This is a genomic window from Micromonospora sp. NPDC005194 (genome assembly GCF_040608335.1).
Classification (GTDB): Bacteria; Actinomycetota; Actinomycetes; order Mycobacteriales; family Micromonosporaceae; genus Micromonospora.
Genome location: NZ_JBEXIA010000009.1, coordinates 92,051 through 113,937, shown reverse-complemented (window position 1 = coordinate 113,937; position 21,887 = coordinate 92,051). Strand labels below are relative to the sequence as shown.

15 protein-coding genes are annotated in these 21,887 nt (G+C 72.2%); 6 read left to right on the top strand and 9 right to left on the bottom strand.

All coding sequences use genetic code 11. The features are described 5' to 3' along the window. Nucleotides 1-47: 47 nt before the first annotated feature. Complete coding sequence (locus ABZU53_RS10355; RefSeq protein ID WP_354859618.1) at nucleotides 48-2,756, top strand: COR domain-containing protein; 2,709 nt, start codon at nucleotides 48-50, stop codon at nucleotides 2,754-2,756. Between the two features lie 59 nt (nucleotides 2,757-2,815). On the opposite strand, the gene ABZU53_RS10350 is transcribed toward ABZU53_RS10355, so the two are convergent. Together ABZU53_RS10350 and ABZU53_RS10345 are read right to left on the bottom strand one after the other, a co-directional pair. Continuing rightward, on the bottom strand, nucleotides 2,816-3,793 hold the full coding sequence (locus ABZU53_RS10350) for a DUF559 domain-containing protein (RefSeq protein WP_355065189.1): 978 nt from the start codon (nucleotides 3,791-3,793) through the stop codon (nucleotides 2,816-2,818). 201 nt (nucleotides 3,794-3,994) lie between these two features. Then, nucleotides 3,995-5,773: an ABC transporter ATP-binding protein gene (locus tag ABZU53_RS10345; protein WP_355065319.1), complete on the bottom strand. Its 1,779-nt coding sequence runs from the start codon at nucleotides 5,771-5,773 to the stop codon at nucleotides 3,995-3,997. A gap of 95 nt (nucleotides 5,774-5,868) precedes the next feature. Here ABZU53_RS10345 and ABZU53_RS10340 point away from each other — a divergent pair, with 95 nt between their 5' ends. Together ABZU53_RS10340 and ABZU53_RS10335 are read left to right on the top strand one after the other, a co-directional pair. Further along, the gene (locus ABZU53_RS10340; protein WP_354859624.1) at nucleotides 5,869-6,297 is read left to right on the top strand and encodes a MarR family winged helix-turn-helix transcriptional regulator; all 429 of its coding nucleotides are present in this window, start codon (nucleotides 5,869-5,871) and stop codon (nucleotides 6,295-6,297) included. 118 nt (nucleotides 6,298-6,415) lie between these two features. Further along, a complete protein-coding gene (locus tag ABZU53_RS10335) occupies nucleotides 6,416-8,200 on the top strand; it encodes an N-acetylglutaminylglutamine amidotransferase (protein ID WP_355065187.1) in 1,785 nt (594 codons plus the stop codon). A gap of 10 nt (nucleotides 8,201-8,210) precedes the next feature. Here the strand turns inward: ABZU53_RS10335 and ABZU53_RS10330 are convergent, their stop codons facing one another. The 3 genes from ABZU53_RS10330 to ABZU53_RS10320 all read right to left on the bottom strand — a co-directional run bounded on the left by ABZU53_RS10330 (nucleotide 8,211) and on the right by ABZU53_RS10320 (nucleotide 11,006). Continuing rightward, a complete protein-coding gene (locus tag ABZU53_RS10330; RefSeq protein WP_355065185.1) occupies nucleotides 8,211-9,350 on the bottom strand; it encodes a glutamate--cysteine ligase in 1,140 nt (379 codons plus the stop codon). Between the two features lie 91 nt (nucleotides 9,351-9,441). Continuing rightward, nucleotides 9,442-10,650 (bottom strand): sigma-70 family RNA polymerase sigma factor, encoded by a 1,209-nt coding sequence (locus tag ABZU53_RS10325; RefSeq protein WP_355065183.1) that lies wholly within the window; start codon nucleotides 10,648-10,650, stop codon nucleotides 9,442-9,444. A 2-nt stretch (nucleotides 10,651-10,652) separates the two neighbouring features. Then, nucleotides 10,653-11,006, bottom strand: coding sequence for a YciI family protein (locus ABZU53_RS10320; RefSeq protein ID WP_354859633.1), 354 nt, complete (start codon nucleotides 11,004-11,006; stop codon nucleotides 10,653-10,655). 280 nt (nucleotides 11,007-11,286) lie between these two features. Between ABZU53_RS10320 and fxsA the strand changes: the two genes are divergently transcribed. Genes fxsA through ABZU53_RS10305 form a run of 3 tightly spaced genes read left to right on the top strand, consistent with a single transcriptional unit; the run spans nucleotide 11,287 to nucleotide 14,410 of the window. Then, nucleotides 11,287-11,478: an FxSxx-COOH cyclophane-containing RiPP peptide gene (gene fxsA / locus ABZU53_RS10315; RefSeq protein WP_354859636.1), complete on the top strand. Its 192-nt coding sequence runs from the start codon at nucleotides 11,287-11,289 to the stop codon at nucleotides 11,476-11,478. Nucleotides 11,479-11,480: 2 nt separating this feature from the next. Then, nucleotides 11,481-12,710, top strand: a complete 1,230-nt coding sequence (locus ABZU53_RS10310; protein ID WP_355065182.1) for an FxsB family cyclophane-forming radical SAM/SPASM peptide maturase — start codon at nucleotides 11,481-11,483, stop codon at nucleotides 12,708-12,710. Beyond that, nucleotides 12,707-14,410 carry an HEXXH motif-containing putative peptide modification protein gene (locus ABZU53_RS10305; protein ID WP_355065180.1) on the top strand — a complete coding sequence of 568 codons (1,704 nt, stop codon included), beginning with the start codon at nucleotides 12,707-12,709 and terminating at the stop codon, nucleotides 14,408-14,410. Before ABZU53_RS10310 ends, ABZU53_RS10305 begins: the two co-directional genes overlap by 4 nt. Nucleotides 14,411-14,448: 38 nt before the next feature. Here ABZU53_RS10305 and ABZU53_RS10300 read toward each other — a convergent pair whose 3' ends face one another. The 4 genes from ABZU53_RS10300 to ABZU53_RS10285 form a co-directional block, all read right to left on the bottom strand. After that, nucleotides 14,449-15,735: a hypothetical protein gene (locus ABZU53_RS10300; protein WP_355065178.1), complete on the bottom strand. Its 1,287-nt coding sequence runs from the start codon at nucleotides 15,733-15,735 to the stop codon at nucleotides 14,449-14,451. Next, nucleotides 15,732-16,532 (bottom strand): hypothetical protein, encoded by an 801-nt coding sequence (locus ABZU53_RS10295; protein ID WP_355065176.1) that lies wholly within the window; start codon nucleotides 16,530-16,532, stop codon nucleotides 15,732-15,734. Before ABZU53_RS10295 ends, ABZU53_RS10300 begins: the two co-directional genes overlap by 4 nt. A gap of 102 nt (nucleotides 16,533-16,634) precedes the next feature. After that, nucleotides 16,635-20,546, bottom strand: coding sequence for an FxSxx-COOH system tetratricopeptide repeat protein (gene fxsT, locus ABZU53_RS10290; RefSeq protein WP_354862739.1), 3,912 nt, complete (start codon nucleotides 20,544-20,546; stop codon nucleotides 16,635-16,637). A gap of 12 nt (nucleotides 20,547-20,558) precedes the next feature. Then, nucleotides 20,559-21,800 carry a TIR-like protein FxsC gene (locus ABZU53_RS10285; RefSeq protein ID WP_354862737.1) on the bottom strand — a complete coding sequence of 414 codons (1,242 nt, stop codon included), beginning with the start codon at nucleotides 21,798-21,800 and terminating at the stop codon, nucleotides 20,559-20,561. Between the last annotated feature and the right edge of the window lie 87 nt (nucleotides 21,801-21,887).

The window sequence follows — 21,887 nt, the reverse complement described above, 5'->3', positions numbered from 1 at the left end:
GTCCATAGTGGTGGTCGGTCACCGATGTCGCACAGGACGGACAACCGATGAAGACGGTAGCGAACCTGGGCCGGACGGGCATTTCATCGGTCCCCGCGGACCTGCTGGAGCGGACCGAGCTTGAGGTGCTGTCCCTGTACGGCAACGAGATCCGCAGGCTACCGCCCGAGATCGGCGCTCTGGGGCAGCTGGAGAAGCTGGACCTCGCTGGAAACAGGCTGAGCAACCTCCCGCGCGAGATCGGCGAGCTGAAGCGCCTCCGCGAGCTGGATCTCGGCGGAAACCGGCTCACGGTCCTGCCCGAGGAGCTTGGTGCGCTGCCCGATCTGCAACTGCTCGACCTGCGGGGCAACCTGCTCAAGACCCTCCCGACGAGTCTCGCGCCGCTGCTGATCCGGGGTCAGCTGACGATCCGGCTCGACGACAACCCGCTGGACCAGGCCCTGATCGAGACGCTGCGTCGTGGGGACGCCGCGCTGGGGGCGTACCTGCAGAGCCTGGGGGACGGGGCTCCGCAGTACGAGGCCAAGATCCTGCTGGTGGGCGAGGGGAACGTCGGCAAGACGTCGCTGGTGGGCGCGCTCAACGGCGAGCAGTTCGTGAAGGGGCGTCCGACAACGCACGGCATTCAGATCCGGGAGTTGGTTCTGCCGCACCCGTTCCTGAACGAGACGTTGACGCTGCGCACCTGGGACTTCGGTGGCCAGGAGATCTACCGGGTGACCCACCAGTTCTTCTTCAGTCGACGCGCCATCTACCTGCTCGTCTGGCACCCACGCGAGGGCCAGGAGCAGGGCGAGGTGGAGGGCTGGCTGCACCGCATCCGACTGCGGGTGGGAACGGAGGCCTCGGTGATGATCGTGGCCACCCACGCGGACGAACGGCGGCCGGAGTTGGACTTCCCGCGCCTGCGGGAGCTGTTCCCGGGCATGATCGCGGGCCAGTACGCGGTGGACAGCGAAACCAACCGCGGCGTCACGGCGCTACGGAGGGCCATCGGCGACGAGGCGGCACGGCTGCCGCAGATGGGCCAGTTGACCAGCCGCCGGTGGGCCAGCGCCCGGGACGAGATCCTGGCGCAGGCCGGTGCCCAGCCGCAGATGTCCTTCGAGGACTTCGCCGCGATCTGCCGCCGTCACCGGGTCCGCGACGACGAGGTCGTCCACCTTGCCGAGTTGCTGCACGACCTGGGCCAGGTCATTTACTACGGCGACGACGACGGTCTGCGCGACATCGTGATCCTCAACCCCGAGTGGCTGACGAAGGCGATCAGCCACGTGCTGGAGGACCACGGCGTTCGGGCTGGCGACGGAATCCTCGAACACCACGAGCTGCGGCACATCTGGCGTCCGCGCGACGACGGCCTGTCGTACAACCCGGTCCACCACCCGTTCTTCCTGCGGTTGATGGAGAAGTTCGACGTCTCGTACCGGCTAAACGACGGTGACCGGAGCCTGATCGCCCAGTTGGTCCGGTACGAGCGCCCCCGGCTGCCGTGGGAGGCGACACAGCCGGTACCGGACGGTATCCGGGTGCTGCGGCTCACCTGTGAACTCGGCGAGAGCGCGCCGCCGGGCCTGGTCTCGTGGATCACCGTCCGCCACCACGACGCGTCGACGGGTCGGCACTGGCGGCGAGGCGTGTTCCTGCGCCATCCGATCGACACGTACCAGTCCGAGGCGCTGGTGGAGTTGCAGGCCGACCACAGGTTGGCCATCGAAGTCCGCGCTCCGTCGCCCGATCTCTTCTTCAACGTGCTGCGGGACAGCCTGGAGCGCCTCCTCACCACGCGCTGGCCGGGCCTGCCCTTCAAGCTGTTCGTACCGTGCCCGAGCCGCGACGCCGACGGCGTGGCCTGCACCGGGCGTTTTCCGCTCGACGGGCTGATCAAGTTCCGGGAGCGTTCGACGCGTCCCGGCCCGGTCCAGTCCGTCGGCCTGTTCGACGTGACCCCGGCGGCCGGGACGAACCGGCCGGAGGTCGTACTTCCCTGCCTGACCTGCCAGCAGGACCACGACGTCGCCGGCCTGCTGACCGGTTTCGTGGCGCCGCAGCCCTTCGGCGCGGAGCTGAACCGGCTGGAACGACGGCTCAGCACCCTCAGCCAGGAGGTCGGCCTGATCGGGGACCATGTGGCGGAGACGGCGTCGTTCGCCGCGGACACGGCCCACCACCTGCGCCGACTGGTGCGGGCCGTCGGCACGGAGGTGACCGACTGCCCGCGGCTGTTCACCGTCGCCACGATCCCGCCCATCGGCTGGCGTCGTCTCTCGTTCGGGCAGCGGTCGATCCGGATCACCCTCTGGTGCGAGCAGCCCGGCGAATGGCACACCTGGGACGGGGCCAGCTACGAGCTGACCCAGCCGCGCGCCTGGCTGGAGAAGGCCGCGCCGTACCTGAACCTGGTGTTCAAGACCCTGCGCCTCGTGTATCCGGTGGCGGCCTCGGTGGCCGGCTACGTCGCGCCCAACCTGGAGCACGCGCAGCGGGAGTTGGACCTGATGAAGAGTCTGATCGACTCGTTGCCCACGTCGCTCGCCGAGGACGCGCTGGCCGCGCCGCCCGAGTCACGGCACGCCCTGACCGTGGCGCAGGGCGCCGCCCTGCGCTCGTTCAAGGTGCTGCTCATGGAGTTGGACGCCGTACGGACGTTTGGTGGGCTCGGCCGGGTGCTGACGTCCACCGGGGAGTTCCTGTGGGTGTGCCCGACCCACCGACGCATGCACGACCCAGGTCTGCCGGTGCTGCCCGCCTGACACCGCGCCGCCCCGATCGGTGGCAGCTCAGCAGAACGGCACGCGGCGTGTCGAATCGCTCAGCTGCCACCGATCACGGGCGGCCACAGATCCCGGCGCGTCGCGAGGATCGCCAGGGTCTCCCGGCGTACGTCGTCGGCCTCGTTGACCAGCCGGCGATGGGCGAAGCGGACCACCAGGATTCCGACGGTCGCCAACAGAGCGTCCCGGCGCAGGTCGGCCTCCCGTTGGCGGGGGTCGCCATGGGTGGTGGAGCCGTCGAGTTCGATGTTGACCCGTTCCCGCTCGGCGTACATGTCGAGGTACACGGTGCGGCGCCCGAGACGCACCGGCACCTGCCGGCGGAACTCCGGCATGGTCGGGCCGGTGAACACGTGCTCGTGGCCCCAGATCTCCAGCGGGCTACGGCATCCCTCGCCGAGCCTGGTCAGCAGGATCCGCAACGCTGCCCGGTCGGTCAGCTTCGGCTCGCTGCTGAGGGCGACCGCCAGCCGCTCCGGGGTGGTCAGCCAGTCGTTGACCGCCCGGATCACCGGCGCCCGTCGCTCGGCGGACGGCAGGATCGGCCACGAGTCGACGATGGTCTGCTCAAGACGGGTCACCGTCAGCCCTCTGCGGACGACCACGTGCGGCGGCTCGATGACGAGGCCCCTGCGTCGGTGCACCACCACTCCCGGGCGCGTCCGTAGGCCAGCGTTGATCGGTGCGCTGAGGTGCAGTGGCTCGTTGGCAGTCGGCGCGTGCAGGCCCCATGCGGCGAGCGCGCTGACATGGCTGAGTGTCGCGCACCCCCGTGCCCACGCGAGAGCCGCGAGCGGGGCCACGCCCGGGTCGAGCTGATTCAGGACCGGGATGCCCGGCCGACTGTCCACCAGGTGCGCCGCCACGAAGACCTCCGGCAGCACCCGTACCAATTCACCGCCGCGGCAGGCATGCTCCAGCGCCCACTCCGGCACCACCTGCGTCACCGCCGCGCGGGTGACCAGCCCTCCGGACCGTTTCACCAGTTCCCGCAGCACCGAGTTCACACCACGCACCGTGCGGCTCCGCCCCCGAGGGCCGCAAGGACCCCCGTCGGCCTCTGTGGACAGCACTCCTCATGTGGAAAACCCCCACGTGCGCCCACGTTCTGCTAGCCCGCGATGATCGGTGGCACCTCAGCAGCGAAGCTGTCGGCGTGTCATGTCGCCCAGCCGCCAACGATCAAGGGAGCAAGGGAGCAAGGGAGCAACGGGGGCTCACGCGGCCAGCGTGGCGTAGCGGCCGTCGTGATCGAGCAGGCTCTGGTGGGTGCCGGTCTCGACGATGCGGCCGTGGTCGAGGACGGCGATCTGGTCGGCGGCGCGGACGGTGGAGAGCCGGTGCGCGATGGTGAGCACCGTCCGACCCTTGGAGAGCACGTCGAACGCCCGCTGGACGGCTCGCTCGGTCTCGGTGTCCAGCGCGCTGGTGGCCTCGTCGAGGACCAGGATGCGCGGGTCGCGCAGCAGCGTACGGGCGATGGCGAGTCGTTGCTTCTCGCCGCCGGAGAAGCGGTGCCCGCGGGAGCCGACCATCGTGTCGTACCCGTCGGGGAGGCCGGCGATGAGGTCGTGGATCTGGGCGGCGCGGGCGGCGGCCTCGATCTCGGCGTCGGTGGCGTCCGGCCGGGCGTAGCGCAGGTTCTCCCGGACGGTGGTGTGCAGCAGGTACGTCTCCTGGCTGACGACGCCGACGATCGCGGCCAGGTCGGTCAGTCGCAGGTCGCGCAGGTCGACGCCGTCGATGGTGATGCGGCCGGCGGTCGGGTCGTGCAGGCGGCTGACCAGTCCGGCGAGGGTGCTCTTGCCGGAGCCGGTCTCGCCGACGAGGGCGAGGCTGGTGCCGGCGGGCACGTCGAGGGTGATGCCGGCGAGGGCGGCGGTGTCGCTGCCGGGGTAGCCGAAGGTGACGTCCGCAAGGCGCAGGTGGCCGCGGACCCGGGCGGGGTCGAGGCGGACCGGCTCGGCGGGGTCGGCCACGTCGACCGGCAGGTCGAGGTATTCGAAGATCCGGGCGAACAGCGCCAGCGAGGCGGTCAGCGACACGCCCACGTTGAGCAGGCCCATCAGTGGCCGGAACAGGCCGCCCTGCAGGGCGGTGAAGGCGACCAGGGTGCCGATGCTCAGCGTGCCGGCGGTGCCGGGCAGGCCGGCGGCGAGGTAGATCACTGCCGGTACGGCGGCGAAGATGATGCTCATCGAGGCCATCCGCCAGCGGCCGGCCAGCTCGCTGCGCAGCTCCAGGTCGACGAGGCGGGTCGACGAGGCGGTGAACCGGTCGATCAGGGCGGGGCCGGTGCCGAGGGTCTTGGCGAGCTGCACGCCGCTGACCGACAGCCCCTCCTCGACGGTGACGTTGAGGTCGGCGAGTTCGCGCTGGCGCTGGTCGGTGATCTCGCGGCGCATCCGGGCGACCCGGCGGGTCAGCCAGATGGCCGGCGGGAGCACCACGAGCGAGACCAGGGAGAGCTGCCAGGAGAGCGCGACCATGGCGACGGCGGTGGCGACCACTGTGGTGAGGTTGGCCGCGACGGCGGTGGCGGTGGAGGTGACCACCGACTGCATGCCGCCGATGTCGTTGGTGATGCGCGACTGCACCTCGCCGGTGCGGGTGCGGGTGAAGAAGCCCAGCGACTGCCGCTGAAGGTGGCTGAACACGTCGGTGCGCAGCCGGTGCATGACCCGCTGCCCGACCTGGGTGGAGATCCAGGTCTGGACGACGCCGAGGGCGGCGGTCACGGCGGCCACGGCGACCATGCCGAGGACCAGCCAGACCAGCAGGGTCACGTCGCCCTGCGGAAGGGCACGGTCGATCACGGCACGCAGCAGGAACGGGCTGGCCATCGCGACGACCGAGGAGAGCACGATGATCGCGGTGACGATGGCCAGCGCGGGTCGGTGGGGGGTGAACAGGCGGCCGATGCGGCGCAGGGACACCTGGCGGGCCTGCGTCTTCTCCTCGGCGCTGACGGTGCGGTGGCCGCGGTCGCGGCCCATCGGGGTGGGTTCCAAGGGGGAACTCCTTCCGGAGGCGATATGCTGAGGTTACCTCAACATGAGGGAACAACAGTATCGGCTGCTACCGTATTCCGGTGACCGAGGACACCACCGACAGCGGCGACGAGAGCCTGGCCGAGACGTTCTGGGCGGTCGCGTCCCGTCTGCGCCGACAGACCCGGGAGTCGTTGGCGCCGTGGGACGTCACCCCCAGCCAGTCCCGGGCGCTCGGCGTGCTCGGCCGTCACGGTGAGGTACGCCCCGGCACGCTCGCCGAGCACCTGCACATCGCGCCCCGCTCGGCCACCGAGGTCGTCGACGACCTTCAGGCCCGAGGGCTCGTCGAACGGAGACCCGACCCGGCCGACCGCCGGGCGACCCTGGTCGCGCTCACCGACGAGGGCACCCGCGTCAGCGCCGCCATCCGGGCCGCCCGCCGCGCCGAGGCGGACCGCTTCTTCGGCCACCTCCCCGACGCCGACCGCGCCGAGCTGGCCCGCATCCTGCGCACCCTGCGCGCATAACCGCCCCGCGCGCGGGTAGCCAGCCGCCCCGTTCGTTCGCCGGACCCCCGCCACCACCAGCCGGGGAGACGTGACAGGAGGCGCTCATGTCTGCCCTGAACCACCGCCACCCCGCCTGATGTGCGGGATCAGCGGGGAGGTGCGCTTCGACGGCCGGCCGCCCGACGCGGCGGCGGTCACCCGGATGACCGAGGCGATGCGCTCGCGCGGCCCGGACGACGAGGGCCTGTACGCCGACGACTGGGTGCTCCTCGGGCACCGGCGGCTGACCATCATCGACCTGTCCGATGCCGGCGGCCAGCCGATGGTGCGCGACGACCTGGGCCTGGCGCTGGTCTTCAACGGGTGCATCTACAACTACCCGCAGCTGCGCGAGGAGCTGCGGAACGCCGGGTACTCCTTCGGATCCACCAGCGACACCGAGGTGATCCTGGTGGCGTACGCCCACTGGGGTGAACGCTTCGTCGACCACCTGGTCGGCATGTTCGCGATCGGGCTGGTCGACCGGCCCCGGCGGCGGCTCGTCCTGGCCCGCGACCGGCTCGGCATCAAACCGCTCTACCTCGCCGAGGCCCCCGGGCGGCTCCGGTTCGCCTCCACCCTGCCCGCGCTGCTGCGGGCCGGCGACGTCGACACCGGCATCGACCCGGTGGGGCTGCACCACTACCTGTCCTGGCACTCCATCGTGCCGGCGCCCAGGACCGTGCTGCGCGGCGTCCGCAAGCTGCCGCCCGCCACGGTGCGGGTGATCGAGGCCGACGGGCGCAGCCGTGAGCAGGTGTACTGGCAGCCCGACTACGTGCGGGAGCCGTCCGACGCCGGGATGGACGCCGCCGACTGGCGGGCCGCCATCTCCGACGCGCTGCGCACGGCCGTACGCCGACGGCTGGTCGCCGACGTCCCGGTCGGGGTGCTGCTCTCCGGCGGTCTGGACTCCAGCCTCATCGTGGCGCTGCTCGCCGAGGCCGGCCAGGAGCACCTGCGCACGTTCAGCATCGGCTTCGACAGCCGGGGCGACGAGTCCGGCGACGAGTTCCACTACTCCGACCTGGTGGCCCGCGCGTACGACACCGACCACCACCGGATCCGGCTCGCCGACGACGATTTGACGCCCGCCGTACGAGGGGCCGTGCTGGCCATGACCGAGCCGATGGGCAGCCACGACGTGGTCGCCTTCCACCTGCTCTCAGAGCAGGTGGCGCGGCATGTGAAGGTGGCGCAGTCCGGGCAGGGCGCCGACGAGGTGTTCGCCGGCTACGGCTACCACCAGCCGCTGACCCAGACGCCCCGCCACGGCGCCGCCGAGACGTTCGCCGCCGCGTTCTTCGACCGTGGCCACGACGAGCTGCGCGCCATCGTCGGCCCGGCGTACGCGCTGGAGCGCGACGCCAGCCGTGACCTGCTCACCGACCACCTCGCCGCGCCCGGGGCGCAGACCGCGCTGGACGCCGTCCTGCGCCTGGACACCCACCTGATGCTCCCCGACGACCCGGTGAAGCGGGTGGACAGCATGTCCATGGCCTGGGGGCTGGAGGTGCGTACACCGTTCCTCGACCAGGACCTGGTCACCCTCGCCGCGCGCTGCCCACCGGAGCACAAGGTGGCCCAGGGCGGCAAGGGCGTGCTCAAGGAGGTCGCCCGGGAGGTGCTGCCGGCCGAGGTGGTCGACCGGCCGAAGGGCTACTTCCCGGTGCCGGCGCTGCGCAACGTGGACGGGCCGGTGCGCGAGCTGGTCGCCGAAGCGTTGCAGGCCCCGGTCGCGCGCGAGCGGGGCCTGTTCCGCCCCGAGTACGTGGCGCGGCTGCTCGCCGAGCCGGACCGGGCCGAGGCCGCGGCGGGCAGCAACAAGCTGTGGCAGCTCGGTCTGCTGGAACTGTGGTTGCAGACCCACGACATCCGTTGAGAACCGTTGGTCAGCCAGCGGCGGTGTGGGCGGCGAGGTCGTCGATGACCGCGCGCAGGTCGCCGGTGTGCTCCAGCACCCGTCGCTGTCGGGTCGCGCCGGTGCCGTCGCGGCGCAGCCGGGCCAGTTGGGCCAGCACGTAACCGAGATCGCCGTGACGCAGCAGCGCCGGGGCGATCACCGCCATCAGCTCGTCCACCAGGTCCCAGGCCGGTCGGGCGCCGCCGGCGCGCAGGTCGATCAGCTCGCCGTCCAGGCCGTCGTGGGCCGCCCGCCAGTGCGCCGCGGCGACGAGGCAGTCGCGCACGGGCGGGGCGAGCACCCCGGCGCGTACGTCGTCGGCCAGTGTCGCGACCAGGCTGCGGACCAGGGCGGCGACCAGCACGGCGTCGTCCACGGTCGGACAGACGTCACCGACACGGACCTCCACTGTCGGGTACGCCGACGACGGCCGGGCGTACCAGTAGACCATCGCCGCGTCCAGCATGATGCCGGCGGCGATCAGCTCGTCGACGGTGCGGTCGTAGTCGGCGGCGGAGTCGAAGTACGGCGTGGGGCCGATGCTGGGCCAGCGCTCCAACTGCATCGACCGCCAGCTGGCGTGACCGGTGTCGTACCCGTCGTGCAGCGGCGAGTTGGTGGTGATCGCCTGCACCACCGGCAGCCACACCCGCAGGTGGTTGCAGACCTGCACGGCCAGCTCCCGGTCCGGCAGCCCGACGTGCACGTGACAGCCGCAGACCGCCGGATCGTGCGCCACCGGCCCGTACCGGCGGGACATGGCGTGGTAGCGCGGCCGGTCGGGCACCGTCCGGTGCGGCTCGGCCACCGGGGTGGCGCCGACCGCCACGAGCCGGGCCCCGGCCACGGCGGCGGCCTCGACGGCGGAGCGGCGCAGCGCCACCAGGTGGGTGCGCAGCTCGGTGAGGTCGGCGCAGACCGGGGTGACCATCTCCACCATGCTGTGCCGGAACTCCTGGCGGCCCTGGTCGCGGGCCGGGCCGCGCAGCGCCGCCAGCACCTGGTCGGCCACCGGCAGGTTCCGGCCGCTGTCCGGGTCGAGCAGCAGGAACTCCTCCTCGACGCCCAGGGTGAGGGTGAGGGTGCCGAGGTCGGGCACGGTGTCGACGGTCGCCGGTCGGTACGCCATGGCCGCCTCCATCCGCTGCTGCGGCCAGGGGTGGAAACCCCGGCCGACGGGCGGCTCGGTTTCCCGCCCGGGGCGGCCGGCAAACGCGCGGTCAGCCCGCCGACACCGCCGCCGCCAGGCGGTCGAGAAAGGCCCGTTCGGCCGAATTGTCGGTCAGCGCGACGGCCGTCCGGTACGCCTCGACGGCCTCCCCACGCCGGCCGAGCCGGGCCAGCAGGTCGGCGCGGACGGCGTGCCGCACGTGGTAACCGGGCAGATCGAGGCGGTCCACCTCGGCCAGCGCCGCCGCCGCACCGGCGACCTCGGCGAGCGCGACGGCCCGGTTCAGCGCCACCACCGGGCCGGGGGCGACCACCGTCAGCTGGTCGTACAGGGCAAGGATCTGACGCCAGTCGGTGTCGGCGGCGCGCGGCGCGGCGCTGTGCACGGCGGCGATCGCGGCCTGGATCTGGTACGGCCCCGGCCGGTCGCGGCGCAGGCAGCGACGCACCAGCGACTGCCCCTCGGCGATCAGGGCGCGGTCCCACCGGTCCCGGTCCTGTTCTCCGAGCGGCACCAGCTCGCCGTCCGCCGTGGTCCGCGCGCCCCGGCGGGACTCGGTGAGCAGCATCAACGCGAGCAGGCCCAGCGCCTCCGGTTCGTCCGGCATCAGCTCGACGAGCAGCCGGGCCAGCCGGATCGCCTCGACGCACAGCTCGGCACGGACCAGGTGCGGGCCGGCGCTGGCCGTGTACCCCTCGTTGAAGATCAGGTACAGCACGGCGAGCACGGCGTGCAGCCGGTCGGGCAGGTCTGCGTCGCGCGGCACCCGGTACGGGATGCGGGCGTTGCGGATCTTCGACTTGGCCCTGACCAGTCGCTGCGCCATCGTCGCCTCCGGCACCAGGAACGCGCGGGCGATCTCGGCGGTGCGCAGGCCGCCGAGCAGACGCAGGGTGAGCGCGACGCGGGTGGCCGGGGCGAGCGCCGGATGGCAGCAGGTGAAGATCAGACGTAGCCGGTCGTCGCGCACGGGCCCCTCCTCGTCGGGTGGGTCGGCGGCGTACAGCAGGGCCGCCTGGGCGTGCCGGTCGGCGCGGGTCGCCTCCCGGCGCAGCCGGTCGATGGCCTGGTGGCGGGCCGTCGTGATGATCCAACCGGCCGGGCTGGGCGGCGGCCCGCTGTCCGGCCACCGGCGCAGCGCGATGGTGAAGGCGTCCTGGACGGCCTCCTCGGCGAGGTCGATGTCGCCGAGGAGGCGCACCAGCACGGCGACCGCGCGGCCGTACTCGGCGCGGAACACCGCCTCCACGTCGGGCACGGTCAGTCTCCGGCCCCGGGCCGGAAGGGGCGGACCTCGATCGGCAGGGTGGTGGCCAGCGCGTAGCGGCGACCCCAGTGCAGGGCGGCGTCCAGGTCCGGCACGTCGATGATGGTGACGCCGCCCAGGTACTCCTTGCCCTCCACGAACGGTCCGTCGGTGACCAGGACGTCACCGTCGCGGGCGCGCAGCACCGTGGCGGTCTCCGGCCCGTGCAGACCCTGACCGAAGACCCAGGACCCGGCGGCTGCCAGCTCGTCGCGCAGCTCGCCGACCTCGCGCATCACCTGTGCCAGGAACTCCGGCTCCGGCACCCCACCCTGCGGCTGGTGCATGCTGAGCAGGTAGAGCGTCATCGTTCCTCCTCGTGGCGGCCGGCGCGACGCCGACCTCTCATCCTCCATACGAACGACTACCGCCCACCTCGACAGGCCGGCCGGAAAAAATCGGCCGTCCCGGCCGCGGGTGTGCGACGCCGCGCCGGGCGGCCCCGGTCGTACGCCAGGTAACGGCACGGTGGCCAGCGCGTACGGGCTGCGGTGTCGCGCCGTCCGGGGCCGGGTGCGATGGTGTAGAAAGGCGGAGTGAGCGCAGCGGTGACGCAGGTGCCGGTCTTCGACCGAAGGACGGTCCACGGTGGCTGACCACGACCAGCCGCCCATCGGACGCACTGTCGGCACCGCTCTGGTGCAGCTCGGCGACGTACCTCTGGCGGACCTGCTGGCCGGCGCCGGTGACGGCGTCCTGGCCCACGTGCTGGGCACGCTGGCCGCCGAGAGTGAGCCGGGCCGGCCCGGCGACGTGTCGGCGTTCGAGTCGAGCTTCTGACCGTGCCGGCCGACGCCCCGCCGTCGGCCACCCGACACCGCCCTGCCGTGGCCGCGCCCCGCATCCGCCAGGTGGTGCTGAAGGTCCACTCACGGTGCAACCTGGCCTGCGACTACTGCTACGTCTACCGGCACGCCGACCAGGGCTGGCGGACTCGGCCACGGGTCATGGCCCCCGGCACCGTGAGCCGGGTCGCCGACCGGCTCGCCGCCCACGTGGCCCGGCACGGCACCGACCGGGTCCGGGTGGTGCTGCACGGCGGGGAGCCGCTGCTCGCCGGCCCCGCCGTGCTCGACCGGACGGTACGCACGCTGCGCGCCGCGATGCCCTCCGGCGTCGCACTCGACGTGGCGATGCAGACCAACGGGCTCCTGCTCGACGAGGCGGCGCTCGACCTGTGCCACACGCACGGCATCGACGTCGGGGTGAGCGTGGACGGCGACCGCACCGCCAACGACCGCCACCGCCGCCACGCCGACGGCCGGGGGAGCTTCGTCGAGGTGGCCGCCGCGCTGCGCCTGCTGGCCCGGCCCGAACACCGGGCCCGCTACGCCGGTCTGCTCTGCACGGTCGACCTGGCCAACGACCCGATCGCCGTCTACGAGGGCCTGCGGGAGTTCGACCCACCCCGCCTGGATCTGCTGCTGCCGCACGGCAACTGGAGCGCTCCCCCACCCGGGCGCCACCCCGACGACCCCGCCACCCCGTACGCGGACTGGCTGATCGCCGTCTTCGACCGCTGGTACGCCGAGACGCCCCGGCGTACCGGCATCCGGCTGTTCGAGTCACTGATCACGCTGCTGCTGGGCGGACGCAGCGGCACCCAGGCGCTGGGGGCCGCCGAGCCGGACGTCATGACGATCGAGACCGACGGCACCATCGAGGGCACCGACACGCTCAAGACGACCACCGCGTCGGCGATGCGGACCGGCTTCGACGTCTTCCGGCACAGCTTCGACGAGGCGCTGCGTCACCCGTCGCTGGCCGGGCGTCCCACCGGGACCGCGGCGCTCGCGCCGGCCTGCCGGGCCTGCCCGGTCGTCGACGTCTGCGGTGGCGGCCTGTACGCGCACCGCTTCCGCGACGGCGCCGGCTTCGCCAACCCGTCCGTCTACTGTGCCGACCTGCTGCGGCTGATCCAGCACGTGCGGACGGTGGTGACCGCCGACCTGGACGCGCTGCGCCGTCGCGTCGCCGGGGCGAGCGTGCCGACGCCGGTGGCACGCCCATGACGGGCCCGCTGTCGGCGGCGCAGCTCGCCGGGCTGGCCGGGGGCCACGGCGACGCCGCAACGGTCGCGGTGTTGCGGGGCGGGCAGCTCGGTCGCCGTCGGCTGCTGACCGTCGCCGCGGCCCGCGCCTGCCGTGACGAGCCACTGGTCCGGCAGAGTCTGGAGCTGCTCACCCGCGCCGAGCACGCCGACCGGGCAACGGTGGCCGCGGTGCTGACCCATCCACCGGTGACCGGGTGGGCCCGCGCCGCGCTGGACGGCGCCGCCGGGCCCGCCTACCTGGCCGCGCTCGCGGCGGCGGCGGCGACCCGCGCCGGCCTGACGTTCACCCTGACGCTGCCCCGCCCGGCCGACGGTGTGCTGCCGCTGCCCACCGTCGGCGCGGCGACGGGCCTGCCCTTCGACAGCCCGGTGCGGCTCACCGGCGAGGCGGGCACGCTGCGGATCGACGCCGCCAGCGGCGACGCGGACGGGGTACGGGTCGAGGCCGGCGGTGGCCGGCTGCTCGACGCGGGCGTCGGCGGGATCGGCTGGCTGCCGGTACGCAGGGCCAGGCCGTTCGACGCGGTCGAGGTGCTGGTCGACGACCAGGACCCGTGGCGCGACTGCTACCACCGGCCGTCGGCACCCCGACTGAACGACGTGTCGGCCGACCGACTGGACCGGCTCACCGCCGAGGCCGGGCAGTGGCTGCGTGCCCACCTTCCGGCGCACGCCGACGCGCTGGCCGGGCTGCTGCGCACACTCGTGCCGCTGCGACCGCCGCCCTCGGGCAACCCGGTGAGCGCCACCAGCAGGGACGCGCTCGGCGCCATAGCGCTCTCCGTGCCCACCGACGCGCGGACCCTGGCGCTGTTGCTCGTGCACGAGTTGCAGCACACCAAACTCGGCGCGCTGCTCGATCTGGTTCCGCTTCACCGCCCGGGTGGGCCGGCCCGCTACCGGGCGCCCTGGCGACTGGACCCGCGCCCGGTCGGCGCGCTGCTGCAGGGCGCGTACGCGCACCTGGGGGTGGCCGAGGTGTGGCGCTGCCGGCGGCACGAGGGGACCGCCGCCGCGTTCGAGTACGCGTACTGGCGGGAGCAGACCATCCGCGCCGTCCGGCAGCTCGCCGACGCGGCCGAGCTGACCGCGGCCGGCCGGTCGTTCGTGGCCGACATGGCGAGCACCCTGCGCGGCTGGCGTGACCCGGTCGACGGCGCGGTCGCGGCGGCGGTGCGGGACGTGGCGGACGCCAGCGCGGTGCGGTGGGGGCTGGCCAACCTGGTTCCCGACCCCATGGAGGTCGAGCTGGCATTACGCGCCGTGCGGCGAGGCGAGCCATGGTCGGGCGGCGGCCCCGCACCTATCGTGACGGCCACCGCGGCTCGACCCGCGCTAGCCGTGCGCAGTGGCCCCGAGGCGGCGGTGCGCCGCCGCCTCGTCGCCCCCGGCAGCGGGTTTTTCACTGACGATCCGGCGGACCGGGCTTACGTCGCAGGTGACGTAGCGGGCGCGTTGATGGCGTACCAGCGGCGGCTGATCGATGATCCCGAAGACAGCGACGCGTGGGTCGGCTTGATGCTCGCTGCCCGTCGAGGCGGCCACTCCGACGCGGCGCACACCTTGATGGCGCGGCCGGACCTGGTCCGCGCAACCCATCAGGCGGTCCCTGATACCGATGTGCTCACGGTGGCAGCCGCCCTGACGCAACGTCGGTGATCATTGTACGCGTCCACGAGGAAGCGGCCGAGCCGTCGTCACCAGAGGCGTTCGGCGGCGGTTCGGGCGAGTTCGACGAGCGCGCTCAGCACCGCTGGGTCATTCCGGAATTCGGGATCGCCGAGGGTAAGGCTCATCATCTCCGCACCACTTCGGACGAACACCTCGTAGATGCCGGAACCGGCCACCGCCACCGCCTCGTCTCCGATGTCGACGACGTGCGGCTTGATGCCGCCCCCGAGGCCGAGCGTCCCGTTGCGCATGGAGGCGAACTCGGCCCTCGCGGACGCTTCGTCTGGCTCGAGGTCCAGGGCGAGATTGAGTCGTACGGCGCCGTCGAACCACGCGCAGCTGGGCCGGAAATCCGAGTCGAACGACTGCGCCTCCACCCACTGTCGCAGCACCCGTCGGACCTCGGCGAGGGAGAGCGCCTTGCACCACCTGGTCGTCGGCACAGTGGCCGGAGCGACCGAAATGGTCCGATCGCCTCCATTGACCACCCACTCCCTCCTGTCCGCCAGCCAGTCGTAGTTGGCGTCGAGGTAGCGCAACGTGCTGTCGTAGAGGGAGAAGGGGCGGCCACCATCGTCGAGGATGTGGGTTTCCTGAACGCCGTTGATCGTCACGTCGACCTCGATCTGGAACCCGATCCGGTGGGCGGGCCCGCCATGCCCCGTCACGTAGAACGGCACCCGCAGGTCCCCGCCGGCCGGCACGTCCAGGTCCTCGCTGGTCACGCCCAGGTACGACATTCTGACTGCCGGCCGATCGACGGACTCTTCGGGCCTCGCAAGCTCTACGACCTCGGTCTTGGTCGATGCGGGCGCGCCCAGGATGCCGAACGTCTCCGCGAAGCGCCAGTTCCCCGGACGAGGATCCACCGTGTAGTCGGAGTTGGTGCAGACGACGGCGGCTCGAGGGTCGACGACCTCGGAGTCGACGGTTCGCACCCGGATGTCGCGGACGTTGACCTGCACCCGTCTCGGGACTCGGATCGAGATCTCTGCCCGTGCCTCACCGATGGCCGCGCCACCTATCGCCCGCATCCAATTCATCGCCTCCGCACAGGTACGGGCGGGAGGCGGCTTCTCGCCGGTCTTCAGCGGCGTGGCGAGCGCGCCGATCTGGAAGGGCACCACGTCCGCGCGCACTGTGGCCGGTGGTGTTGACGCCGTGTCGACGGGCTGGACGTCGGGCGTTCCGGATGGTTGGTGTCGGCCCTCGTTCCGCACCACGAGAAGCGCCGTCAGGAGGGACGGCACCAAGAGGACGACAGTCAGGAGGACGATGCGCACACCAGGTCTTATCCCGAACCCGCTCCTCATTCCGGTTTCCGCCACTGCTCACGCCGGCAGTCCGAGCCGCACACCTGCTCGACCGGCACCCGTTGCACGCCCTCGTCATTCCATCGGTACGAGTGGGAATAGCGGCTGGTCAGTGCGGTCACCCGCATGGGAGAGCCGCCCGGAAGCACCGTCAGCGTCCGGGCCCGACCACTGACCACATAGTCGATCTTGATTGACCACTCGACATAGCTGGATTTCGTACGTCCGACGAAATTGAACCTCAGCTTCTCGCCGCCGGTCAGCGTGAGGCCGGTTGTGTCAAGATACGGACCGGTCAAGACGTCGTGCTTGCCGAACGCCTGCGCGGACAGACTGGGCCCGTCAAGATCGAATCCGAGCGCGACCGGACCCGCACCGGGGCCACCCCCCGCCCGCGAAATGACGACCAAGGAATCGCTCAGCGGCACGGCACGCCGGTGCACGGAGGCGGTGATCGCGGTCAGGACAGCCGTATCGGAGCGCTTGTTCTCGATCGTGACCGCGGTCGTGGCCTGACCCGCCCGGACCACGCCCGCGGCGAGCAGGACAGCGGTGAGCCGCTCCGGGCTCTGACCGCCCGTCGTGATGCTCGACGGCAGTGGACGGTCCGACACCCAGGCAGCATCCAGCTCCGCGCCCAGGTCGCGGTCCGGAACCGCGTACACCTGCAACGGGTCACTGCCGATTACGTCCGCGGCCCCATCGACCACCGGATCGAAGCTGCGGGCGACCACCACGCCGGTGAGGGCGGCCAGCAGGCCGCTCGCGCCGACGATCGCCGCCAACCGCGATGCCATCCTGCGCGACCTCGACGACCCGTTCGATGGTTGCGGCGGCCCTTCGGCGGGGACCCGGCTCCGTGGCCTACGCCGCCTCGACATATGCACCATCCCGTCCCACTAGAGCAGCGCCGGTTCGATGTAGGCGTTGGAGCGTTCCCGTTGGCGGGCCTGCATCACCCGCGGGTTGTCACCGCCGAAGAGCTGCACCAACTGGCCGAACGCCTCGTCGTAGAGCGCCCGGCCGGCGTCCGCCTCGCTCTCGGTGGCCTGCCGGCTCAACGCCAGGTTGACCGAGGCGGAGAGCGTGTCCGGGTGCTCGGCGCCCAACGCCCGGGTCAGCTCCACGTACGCGGTGGTGTCCAGCAGCAACGCGTTGTCGCGGTCACCGAGGGCGAACAGGTCGTTGGCCAGGTTGAGGGTGGCCAGCAGGGTGTGTGGGTGCCGCTCGCCGAGGTTGGTCAGCAACTGGTCGCGGACCCGCTGGGACAGCTCGCGGGCCTGGGTGTGGTCGCCCTGCTTGCGCAGCAGCACGCCGAGGTTGTTCAGGCAGGCCAGGGTGATGGCGTGCGACTCGCCGAGCACCTCGTTGTAGCCGTCGCGCAGGCGGCGTGCCACCCGCAGGGCGGTCTGGTTGTCGCCCACCGCCGACCAGGTGGTGGCCAGGGCCATCTCGGCGGAGAGGGTGTCGGCGTGCTCACCGCCCAGGGTGCGCTGGTAGCGGACCACGGTCCGCTCGATCAGCCGGTGCGCGTCGGCGAAGCGCCCGAGCTGACGCAGGGTGAGCGCCAGCTCCTTCGCCGTCCGCAGGGTCTCCGGATGGTCCGCGCCGATCACCTTCTGCTGGATGGTGTAGGTGCGTTGCAGGACGCTGTGCGACCGCCACAGCTCGCCGGTGTCGCGCAGGCCACGCCCGTAGTTGCTGGCCGAGGCGAGGGTGGACGGATCCTCCTCACCGAAGCGGTCCCGCCGCCGCTCGTGGATGTTCTGGTCGAGCGCGGCAGCGCCGCGGAAGTCACCGACCAGGCGCAGCGACACGGCGAGGTTGTTCTCCGCGGTCAGCGTACGGCCGCTGTCGTCGCCGAAGCTGCGCACGCTCAGCTCCAGGGTGCGCCGGTCCTGAGCCTCGGCCTCGTGGTAGAGACCCTGGGCGCGCAGGTCCGCACCGAGGCTGCGGGCCGTCATCAGGGTGTAGAGGTGCTCCTCGCCGAAGATCCGCCGTTGCCGGTCGTAGACGTCCCGGTCGATCTCGTACGCCCCGTCGAAGTGGCTCTGCGCGCGCAGGACGTTCGCCAGGTGGAAGCGCATCCGCAGCTTGGTGGGGTCGTCCTCGTCGGTGTCGCGCCACGCGGCCAGCGACTCCTCGGCCAGTGCGCGGCTGGTGTCGTAGTCGCCCCGGCGGTAGAGGTAGCGCACGATGTCCACGACCAGTTGCCGGGCCTCGTCCATCGTGGACAGGTGCAGGCCGCTGGGGCGTACGTGCGGCCACAGCTCGGCGTACCGCGGCCAGTTGACCGGCCTGTCGGGGTCGCGTGGGCTGGCGGCGGCGAGCAGCAGTTGGGCCTCCCGGCGGGCCTCGTCGGGGTCGGCCAGCTGGTCCTGGATGACGAGCTGGACCAGCCGGTGGATCCGCACCGAGTTGTTCTCCGCGTCGACCTGGGCCAGGCCGTAGCGGCCCAGTTCGGCGGTGACCAGGCCCTGCAGGATCGGGTCGGTCAGCGTCGGGTCGATCGGGGCCATGAAGCTGGCGAAGCGGTCGCCGGTGAGCATCGCGACCGGGATCGGCTCCGGCGCGTAGAACGAGCACAGCTCCAGCAGCCGGGCCGCCGCCGGCTTCTCCTCGCGCAACTGGCCGAGGGTGAACAGCCAGGTCGCGGCGAGCGCCTTGGAGTAGCCGGCGGACTGCCGGCCGTCGAGGATGCGCAGCAGGCCGGGGGTGTCCAGCGAGCTGAGGTACTTCTCGACCTGCATGGCGCTGGCCCGCAGGTACGCCGCGCCCTGCTCGACGGCGAGCGGCAGGTCACCGAGCTTCTCGGCCACCTGGGCGGCCTCGGCCTCGGTGAGCCCGCGGACCCGGTCGCGCAGCAGTTGGACGCTCTCGGCGCGGTCGAAGACGGTCAGCTCGGTCGCGGTGGCGTACTCGCTCCAGCTCTGGTCGCGGGTCGTGAGCAGGACGTGGCCGGGCCCCTGCGGCAGCAGCGACCGGGTGGCGCGGGTGGGCTTGTCGGCGTTGTCCAGGACGATCAGCCAGCGCCGGTCGGGCCCGGCGCGGCGCAGCGTGTCGAGCACCCGGCGGGCCGCCTCGGCGCCGCCGCCCGTGCCCAGCCCCATCGCCTGGCCGAGGTCGGCCAGACCACCGCGGATGCGGTCCTCGCTGTCCGCCGGGATCCACCAGACCAGGTCGTAGTCGCGGCCAAAGCGCAGCGCGTACTCGGCGGCGAGCTGGGTCTTGCCGACGCCGCCGAGGCCGTGCACGACCTGCGTGGCCGAGTCCGGCGAGGTGGTGAGCCGGTCGCGCAGCGCCTCCAGTTGGGCGGCGCGGCCGACGAACGGCGTCCCGTGCTGGCGGACGTTGGAGATCGCCGGGAACGGGCCGGGGAACCGGCCGACCGCGCGACCGCCGGCCGTGATCGTCGGCGTTCCCGCCGCCTCCAGCAGCCGGGTCCGCGCGGTGGACGGGTCGCTGTCGGTGAGGTCGACCGGGCTGTGCTCGCTGTACGGGGCGGTCAGCCGCGATTCGTCGACCCGCAGCGGCACCAGCACTCCCCCGCCGCCGAGCTGGTCGCGGCCGGTGGCGGTCTTCCACACCTCACCCGCGAGGGAGGTGCTCGCGTAGTGCCGGGTGAGCACGGCCAGCACCCGGCTGGCGCCGCTGACGGCCCGGTCGAACTCGGCCCGCCCGCCGGCGAGCAGCGGCACGTCCAGCGCGCGGCGGTCCACCCGCAGCCCGGCGTCCTCCAACTGGTCGGTGATCCACTCGGCCCAGAGCCGGTCGGCGGAGGCGTAGCTGAGCAGCACGGCCTGCTCGGCGGTGAGCCGGCTCCGTTCGAACTCGGCCAGCGAGCGGCGACGGTCCGTCTCGCCGATCGGGTGCAGCTGCGTGATCCGCCCGTCGGTGATCACCGAGGCGAGCTGCTCGTACGCGGCCAGCAGGGTGCCGACCTGCTCGGGCCGGTCGCCGAACGCGGCGAGGATCTCCTCGTAGGCGTAGAACGTGCGGTACGGCACCTCGATGGTGTTCCAGTAGCGGGCGGCCGCCGCGTCGGAGAGGTGGTCGAGGAACGGGGCGAACTCGGCGCGGACCAGGTCCCGACCGGTCTCCAGCTTGCGCAGCTCGGCGTCCTCCACGCGCATCGGCACCGGCAGCAGCAGCGGCGGGTCGTCCGGGCGCTGGCTGCGGATGGAGCGGGCCACCGCCGCCGCGCCACGGATGCTCTGGGTGGACATGGTGAAGCAGTTGACGACCAGGTCGGGCAGTTGGACGGTGCAGATGCCGGCGACGTCGCTGAGGCCGGTGCGGCTGTCGATCAGCACCACGTCGTACTCGGCGCGCATCTGCGCCCGGACCGCGTCGATGAACGACGCGCCGCCCTGCCGCTCGTAGAAGTTGGCCCAGTCGAAGGTGCTCACCAGCCGGGAGTACGCCGAGTCCTGCTGCCCGGCGGCCACAAAGTCGATCACGCCGCCGTGGCTGAAGTCCCAGTTCAGCGAGACCGCGCGTCGTTGGATCTTGGCATGACCGGTGAGGATCTCCTGGGAGTCCTCGTCACGGTTGCGCTGCATCGTGGCGATCGAGTAATCCCAGATCATCTCGATGACGCCGGGGGTGGCGCGCAGCTCCTTGTCGCGCAGGAACGGATGAAAGTAGCGGTGCAGGCCCGGAGACTCCAGGTCCCAGTCGACGACCAGCACCTGCAACCCCTGGCTGGCCAGGATCCAGGCCACGTTGGCCAGCGCCATCGTGCGGCCGGTGCCGCCCTTGTACGAGTAGAAGGTCACGATCTGGCCGCGTGCCGTCTCGTTCACCGCCATGGCGTGCCTCCCCTAGGGACCTTCGAGGATCGGGCGAAGACCGGAGCCGTCGGTGGGCGGCTCCTGGTAGACCGTGCCCGTGCGGTAGATCCGACCCTGCTCGACCACCAGCACGTCCTCCAGTTCCTCCTGGAAGCGTGCGGAGGTCGCGATCTCGGTGCGCCACACGTCGCGGGTGTTGTGCAGCACGTGATGCGGGAGCACCCGGGCCAGGGTGTCCCACATCTTGCGGTTGCCGCCGGCAGCCGCGTCGTCGGCGGCCGTCCACGGCACCAGCACCGGCGCCCGCGGCGAGTTCACGTCCCGGTCGTAGCCGATCAGGCTGACCTGGTAGCGCGGCAGGTCGGCGGACCAGACGTCGACCACCAGCACGACGATCTGGTTGTGCGCCCGCGCCCACTCCCGGACCACGGCCAGCTCCTCGGCGTCCTCCACCGTCCAGCCGTAGCTCTTGGTGGTGGCGATGGCCCCGGCCCAGCTGCCGATCGGCACCTCCAGCTCGGGCCGGTACGGCCGCCAGTCCCGCGAGACCGCGCCGTAGCGGTCCTCGGCGCCGGGCCGGCTGCCAGCCAGCTCGGCGGAGCTGCCGGCGACCAGCACGATGTGCACGTGCCGGGCACTGGTGGCCCGCTGCACCGCCGTCGACATGCTCGGGCCGTGGTGCGCCTGCGGCCTCGCCGGCCGGTCGAAGGCACTGGTCACCTTGGACAGCACGGGGCGCTGCGCCGGCCGGTGCAGGGTGTGGTCGCGGGCGGTCTGCACGATGTGCCGGGCGAGCGCGTCGACGAAGTCCTTGTAATCGTCCTCGTGCCGTTTGCGCTGCTTGAGGGTGAGCAGGCCGTCCTGGGCGTAGGCGGTGCCGGTGTGGAAGTTGCGGTACTGGAAGCCGGCGACCGCCGTGGGCAGCCGGTCGCACGGGAGCCACTGCACCGGCACGATCGCGGGCGGACGAACGTGGAACTGCCGCTCGTGCTCGTCGATCCGGTCGGCGAAGACCTGGAACTCCCGACCGCAGTAGTCGCTGACGACGTACCGCGGCGAGGTGAGCGCGACCAGGCAGGCGCTGGTGGACAACGCGTCGGACAGGGTGTCCGGCCAGGTGCTGCCGAGCGGGATGTGCCCGTCGATGAACCCCGCCTCGTCCCAGTGGAGGGCGGCCAGCCCGGCCACCGCCTCGCTGAGATCGACGAAGAACTCCTGTATCTGGCTGTTGCGGTTGTCCTCCTGGGCGTAACTCAGGAAAAAGAGTGGCACGCCCGCCTCCGCTCACGGGTTCCACGACCGGTAGGCACAGTATAGGACCGTCGATGCCACCCCACCCGGACCGCGATCATCGCTGCG